The organism is Cellulosimicrobium sp. 22598 (assembly GCF_052044445.1).
In the GTDB taxonomy this organism is placed as follows: domain Bacteria; phylum Actinomycetota; class Actinomycetes; order Actinomycetales; family Cellulomonadaceae; genus Cellulosimicrobium; species Cellulosimicrobium cellulans_G.
In genome coordinates this window covers 21727-27995 of record NZ_JBQEMZ010000030.1, presented here as the reverse complement: position 1 = coordinate 27995, position 6269 = coordinate 21727, and the positions used below count along the sequence as shown (strand labels likewise).

The 6269-nt window shown below is 75.1% G+C and carries 5 protein-coding genes; 3 read left to right on the top strand and 2 right to left on the bottom strand.

The annotated features are described in order from the left end of the window. The first annotated feature begins 221 nt into the window (after nucleotides 1-221). The 3 genes from ACTJIY_RS20405 (at nucleotide 222) to ACTJIY_RS20395 (ending at nucleotide 3078) form a co-directional block, all read left to right on the top strand. Nucleotides 222-1541: an NAD(P)/FAD-dependent oxidoreductase gene (locus ACTJIY_RS20405; protein WP_440675233.1), complete on the top strand. Its 1320-nt coding sequence runs from the start codon at nucleotides 222-224 to the stop codon at nucleotides 1539-1541. A 112-nt stretch (nucleotides 1542-1653) separates the two neighbouring features. Beyond that, on the top strand, nucleotides 1654-2247 hold the full coding sequence (locus ACTJIY_RS20400; RefSeq protein WP_440675234.1) for a hypothetical protein: 594 nt from the start codon (nucleotides 1654-1656) through the stop codon (nucleotides 2245-2247). Nucleotides 2248-2394: 147 nt separating this feature from the next. Continuing rightward, a complete protein-coding gene (locus tag ACTJIY_RS20395; protein ID WP_253054353.1) occupies nucleotides 2395-3078 on the top strand; it encodes an SDR family oxidoreductase in 684 nt (227 codons plus the stop codon). A 3-nt stretch (nucleotides 3079-3081) separates the two neighbouring features. Here the strand turns inward: ACTJIY_RS20395 and ACTJIY_RS20390 are convergent, their stop codons facing one another. Together ACTJIY_RS20390 and ACTJIY_RS20385 are read right to left on the bottom strand one after the other, a co-directional pair. Next, nucleotides 3082-4329 carry a hypothetical protein gene (locus ACTJIY_RS20390; protein ID WP_440675235.1) on the bottom strand — a complete coding sequence of 416 codons (1248 nt, stop codon included), beginning with the start codon at nucleotides 4327-4329 and terminating at the stop codon, nucleotides 3082-3084. A 122-nt stretch (nucleotides 4330-4451) separates the two neighbouring features. Then, nucleotides 4452-6218, bottom strand: coding sequence for a M28 family peptidase (locus tag ACTJIY_RS20385; RefSeq protein ID WP_253054357.1), 1767 nt, complete (start codon nucleotides 6216-6218; stop codon nucleotides 4452-4454). Nucleotides 6219-6269: the final 51 nt, after the last annotated feature.

The window sequence follows — 6269 nt, the reverse complement described above, 5'->3', positions numbered from 1 at the left end:
AGGAACGAGCGGCGGATGGTAGACGCGGCACCACCACCCACCCCGACCACCCAAGGTGACCAGACCGCCGTCGGGCAGGACCACGGCTCTACCGCGCGTCGCGGCGCCTGTTCGGCGCGGGGGCGGGGTTCGCCGTAACCTGGCAGACGTCGTCGGCGACGTCCGCGACGCAGGCGGGCGGGCACCGGCGCTCTCCCACCCCGTCGCCCCGAGGAGGCCCCGTGCCCGAGCCCGTCACCGCTGCGCCTGGTGCGGCAGCAGCCCCCGACTCCCTGCCGCACGTCGTGGTGGTCGGTGCGGGGTTCGCCGGCCTCGCCGTCGTCAAGGGGCTCGCGAAGGCGCCCGTGCGCGTGACGCTCGTGGACCGCCGCGTCTACAACACGTTCCAGCCGTTGCTCTACCAGGTCGCGACCGGCGGCCTGAACCCGGGTGACGTCACGTACTTCCTGCGCGGGCTGCGGCTCAAGCAGAAGAACGTGCGGGTCGTGCACGAGCACCTCGTCGGGATCGACCACGAGGCGCGCCGCATCCGGCTCCTCAACGACGAGTGGGTCGACTACGACTTCCTCGTCGTCGCGAACGGCGTCACGGCGAACTTCTTCGGCACCCCGGGCGCCAAGGAGAACTCGTTCCCCATGTACTCGCGGTCGCAGGCGATGAAGATCCGCGACACGCTCTTCATCCGGCTCGAGAAGGCGGCGGCGAACCCCGGGACGGACGAGGGTCTGCGCGTCGTGGTCGTGGGTGGCGGCGCGACGGGCGTCGAGGTCGCGGGCGCGCTCGCCGAGCTGCGGACCGCCGGGCTGCGCCCGGCGTACCCCGAGATCCACGGCGACGCGTTCGAGGTGAAGATCGTCCAGCGCGGCGGCGAGGTGCTCAAGTCGTTCGACCCGAGGCTGCGCCGGTACGCCGCCGAGGAGCTGCGACGTCGCGGCGTCGGCCTGCACCTGGGGGCCGGGGTCGCCGAGGTGCTGCCGGATGCCGTCGTGCTCACGGACGGCACGCGCATCCGGTCCGACCTCACGGTCTGGTCGGCGGGCGTCCACCCGCACGAGGAGGTCGACGACTGGGGTCTGCCGCGCGGCGAGGGCGGGCGCGTCGTCGTCGGGGACGACCTGCAGGTGGAGGGTCTGCCCGGGGTCTTCGCGGCCGGCGACATCGCGATCTCCCCGGCGGGGCTGCCGCAGCTCGCGCAGCCGGCGATCCAGTCGGGCGCTCAGGTCGCGCGCAACATCGAGGCGCTGCTCGCTGGGCGCCCGACGACGCCCCTGCGCTACTTCGACAAGGGCACCATGGCGGTCATCGGGCGGCGCGCGGCGATCGCGGAGGTCGTCGGGCGGCTGCGGCTCACGCGGGGCGTGGCGTGGCTCGCGTGGTTGTTCGTCCACATCATGGGGCTCATCGGGCCCCGCAACCGGCTGACGACGCTCGCCGGCCTGGTCACGCGCTACGGCTTCCCGTTCCACCGGCGGCCGATCCCCATCGTCGGCGACGTCCCGACCGTGCGGCCGCCCAAGCGCACGGCCCCGCGCCGCGGCTGACCCGCGCTCGAGGATCACCCGGCCCTGCCCCCTCCCCCGGCCGCACGCGCGGCGACCGTCACGTACCCTCGAAGACGCAGGGAAGTTCGCAGGGGCAACGGGGGCACGTGTGGTGGCAGGACGAACGACGGCACCGTCGACGACGACGGGCCGGCAGAAGGACATCTCCCAGGAGCACGGGGCGCACCGCGTCGGGCGTGCGCGCACGACGGCGGTACCGCGACGGACGCGCGTCGTCGTGCTCGCGGCCGTGGCGGTGGCGGCGCTGGCTGGCTGCCGCGTCGAGGGGGTGCCGGGCGGTCCCGGGACCCCGACGCCGTCGCCCACCGCCGGGCCGACCACGGTGCCGACCGGGGAGCCGACCGGCGACCCGACGACCGGCCCCACCGACGGCCCGACGACCGGGCCGGGCAGCCCGGTCCCGCCGGGCGGGTCCGACGGCATCGAGCTCTCGGTCGAGATCGAGCCCGCGTTCCCGATGCCGAACCTCGTCGAGACGAGGCTCAAGCAGGCGCGCGCCGACCTGGAGCAGCGGGGCGCGGTGACGGTGGTGGTCGTCGACGCACGCGACCCCCGGGCGGGCGCTCTGCCGGGCGCGTCGAACGGCTGGACGGTCTGCGTGCAGGACCCGACGGGCGGCGACCTCGTCCGGGCGTCGGAGACGGTCGTCCTCGGCGCCGCCCCGAACGCCCGCCAGTGCCCCTGACCAGTCCCTCGGGTGGCGGCGCGGCCGGTGCGGGAGCACCGTGGGACCAGACCGCGAGATCGGCCTGACGGTCTCGAGATCGGCCCTCCGGGGGTCGATCTCGGCCGCTCGGGTCGATCTCGACGCCCGCAGACAGGAGCACGCCGCATGAAGATCGCCCTCGTCGGTGCCCACGGCAAGGTGGGCCGGCTGCTCGTCCCGATCCTCGTCGACCACGGCGCCGCCGTGACGGGGATCGTGCGCGCCGAGGAGCAGCTCCCGCTCGTCCGGCGCCTGGGCGGCGACCCGCTCCTGCTCGACGTCGAGAGCGCGTCCGTCGACGAGCTCGCCGCCGCGCTCGGCGGGTTCGACGCCGTCGTGTGGTCCGCGGGGGCGGGCGGCGGGAACCGGGAGCGCACCTACGCCGTCGACCGCGACGCCGCGAGCCGTTCGATGGACGCCGCCTCCGCCGCCGGCGTGAGCCGGTACCTCATGGTGTCGTGGATCGGGTCCGTGCCCGACCACGGCGTCGACCCCGACTCGAGCTTCTTCGCCTACGCCGACGCCAAGCTCGCCGCCGACGACCACCTGCGCGGCACCGACCTCGACTGGACGATCCTCGGGCCCGGCACGCTGACCGACGACGGCCCGACCGGCGCGATCCGCGTCGTCGGCGACGGCCCCGACGGGCTCGACGGCGCCGACGACGTCCCGAGCGGCGCCGCGTCACGGGTGTCGCGCGCAGACGTCGCGATGGTCGTCGCGCAGGCCGTGCGCACCCCGGCGACCGTCGGGCGCTTCGTGCGGTTCACCGCGGGCGGCACGCCGATCCTCGAGGCGCTCGACAGGTAGCCGTCAGCGCCCGAGTCGGCGGCCCACCCGCTCGCGCAGGTCGAGCGCCGTGCGGCGCCACGTCGCCGCGCGCGCCACGACCGACCCGACGCTCGTGTCCTCGGCGCGCACGTGCACGACCTCGACGCCGCGCTCGGCGGCCGTGCGGACGATCGTGTCCGTGGCGCCGCGCAGCGCGAGCTGGAGCAGGACGCTCGTCGTGCTCGCCTGCGCCTCGCCCGTCCCGAACCGCCGCCGGTAGACCACCTGCGTCACCACCCGGTCGAACATCGGGTCCGACGGCGCGTCCGCGACCGTGTCGGCGACGTCCGCGCCCGGGGCCTCCGCATCGTCGTCGGACGGGTCCGGGACGCTTCCCTCGGCGCCGGCCGTCCCGAGGAGGGCCTGGGCGTCGGCGACGACGTCGTCGCCGTCCGCGTCCGGCGGGAGCACGGCGAGGTAGAGCGAGAGCAGGAGCTCGCTGATCTTCCGCAGGACCCACGCTCGGCCGGGCAGCGGGGGCAGCGCCACGACGTACTGCGCGAGGTTCACCTCCAGCGCCTCGGCCGACAGGCACGTCCACGCGGGCGCCGTGCGCACCTCGACCACGCGCTCCCAGTCCACGTCCTTGCCGTCGAGGCCCACCCGCCGGGGGCCGATCGTCACCGCGCCGAACCGGTCGAGCAGCGCGAGCGGCGCCGTCGCGAACCGCGGCACGTAGGGGACGAGCCGCACGACCCCCTGGACCGACACGTCCCACTCGCGGTCGAGCGGGTACGACGGCCGCGGGTACGCGGCGATCGCGCGCCGCACCCACTCCGCGACGACCTCGTCGAACGCGCCGTCGTCGGCGGGACCGGCGCCCGTCCCGCCGTCGGCCTCCGCACCGTCGGCCGCGAGCGCCTCGACGAGCGCGTCCTCCAGCGCGGCGTCGAGGTCCGGTCCGGTGCCATGGTCGGCCCCCGGGTCGACGGCGCCGCGCACGGCCGCCTGTCCGCCCTCGAGCAGGTCGACCGGGTGCTCGCCGGGCCGGGTGCCGGGCTGCTCGGCCGGCTGCCCGACGTCGCCCCGAGCGCGCCGGCCGAGCGGGCCGGGCAGCGAGAACGAGGGGCGCGGGAGCGTGGGGCGCGGCACCGCCGGGACGCGCAGGAGGCGCTTCTCGCCGAGCAGCCGTGCGAGGGTGCTGCGCCCGTCGCCCGACGTCGTGCCGGGCAGGTCGGGGCCCTCGCCCGGCTCGTCGTCCGTCGTCGTGAGGAACGGTTCCTTCGCCACGTGACCCCCTGTCCGTCGCGCCTCCCGACGGCGCACCGCGGGCCAGCGTAGACCTGGTGGGGGCGCAGGCGGGGCCGCCCTCCCGTGGAGGACGGCCCCGCCGTCGTGCGATCCGCGCGGCGTCAGCCGCAGGCGATCGCGTCGTACGCGACGTCGTACGTCTGCGCGTGGTTCTCCCCGCCGCCCGCGAGGCGCGCGACGACGCTCACGGTGCCCGCGTCGACCGAGGCCGACCGGGTGGAGAACGACTGGTACGCGTTCGCGTCCGGAGCGACCTGGCCGAACGCCCGCTGGCCGAACGGCGTCACGAGGCGCAGCGACACGGGCTGGTCCTCGCCGTTGGTCGCGCGGACGGCGACGTACGCGGTGCCGTTCAGGCACCGCGCCTCCGCCTCGATCGCGTCGACGCGGGGGTTGCCGACGCCGTTGATCGCGAACGTGTCCTCGGACAGCGAGGCGACCGCGTGCCCGATCGCGCGGGACATGATGTCGAGCGCGGTCGCGTCGACGTTGTCGATCGTGTCCGCGGGCGAGTGGTAGTTCGGGTCGTAGAAGATGCCCTCGGTGCCGCCGAACAGCGCGACCTCCTCGGCCGTCTTCGAGCCGTCCGCCCCGGTGAACAGGCCGGACGCCGGGATCCCGTTCTCGATGAACGCCTGGTAGTCGGAGCGGCCCGAGAACTCGGTGTCGACCCACGCCTGGTCGATGCCGTCGAAGTAGTCGGTGAACACCGCCTCGGTCTCGGCCGAGCCCGGCGGCACCTCGACGGGCGCGGGGTACGTCGACTCGTTCGCGTCGTACACGCCGATGATGTAGTTCGGCGAGCCGACCATGTCGAAGTTGAGATAGGTCGCGATGTCGTCGAGCGCCGCGGGGTCGTTCTCGACGAGGTCGCTCACGTAGTGCGTCGAGCCGCGCAGCCCGACCTCCTCCGCGCCCCACCACGCGAACCGGACCGCGTTCTCGACGTCCTGGCCGCCGTCGGTCGCGGCGGCGAGCTGGACCGCGACCTCCAGGATCGCGGCCGACCCAGAGCCGTTGTCGTTGATGCCCGGGCCGTCCTCGACGCCGTCGAGGTGCGCGCCGACCATGACGACGTTGTGGTCGCGACCGCCCGGCGTCTGGGCGAGCACGTTGAACGTCTCGAACTCCTCGACGTGCGTCTGCAGGTCGTAGGTCGCGACCGCCTCGGCACCGCCCGCGATCGCCGCGAGGATCGCCTGGCCGTCGGCCTGCGTGATGCCGACGGTCGGGACCCAGACGTCGCTGGCCTCGCCGAGGGTCGGGTTGAGCGCGCCGTCGGTGTTGTTGTAGAGGATCACGGCGGCGGCGCCGGCCTCCGCGGCGAACCGTGCCTTGTCCGCGAACGGGCACGACCCGCGGCTGACCAGCGCGACGGCGCCGTCGACCGCGACCCCGTCCCAGGTGTCGGCGGTGCAGCCCTGGACCAGCGCGTCGGCGGGCTGGACGATCGGGCCCGTGACGCCGTCGTCCGGGGTGTCGGGGGCGAACTCGGCGGGGTACACGTCCGACGTCACCTCGACGCCGGCCGCGGTGAGGGACAGGTCGTCGGTGACCAGGTCCTCGAACGTGAAGTACTGGCGCTCGGGCTCGTAGCCCGCGGCCCGCAGGGCGTCCTCGACGTAGACGGCGCTCGCCTCGTAGCCGGGCGTCTCCATCGCGCGGTTGCCGCCGTTGGCGTCCGCGATGTCCTGGAAGTCCTGGAGCCGCTGCATGACCGCGTCGCCGGTGACGAGGTCCTCGAGCGGGGGAGGCCCGTCGGCGGCGCGGAGGCCGCCTCCGGGGGCAGCGCCGACGGGCGCTGCGGTCAGAGCCGCGAGCACGAGGCTCGCGGCGGCGGCAGACGGGACGATCGTTCGTGGTCTCACGCATCCTCCTCGACAGTGGCCCCCGCCGACCGACCCCGGTCGTGTCGGGGT

What these genes read in the sequence shown, in the direction of transcription:
- ACTJIY_RS20395 (WP_253054353.1), top strand. Translation starts at nt 2,395, where the DNA reads ATGAAGATCGCCCTCGTCGGTGCCCACGGCAAGGTGGGCCGGCTGCTC.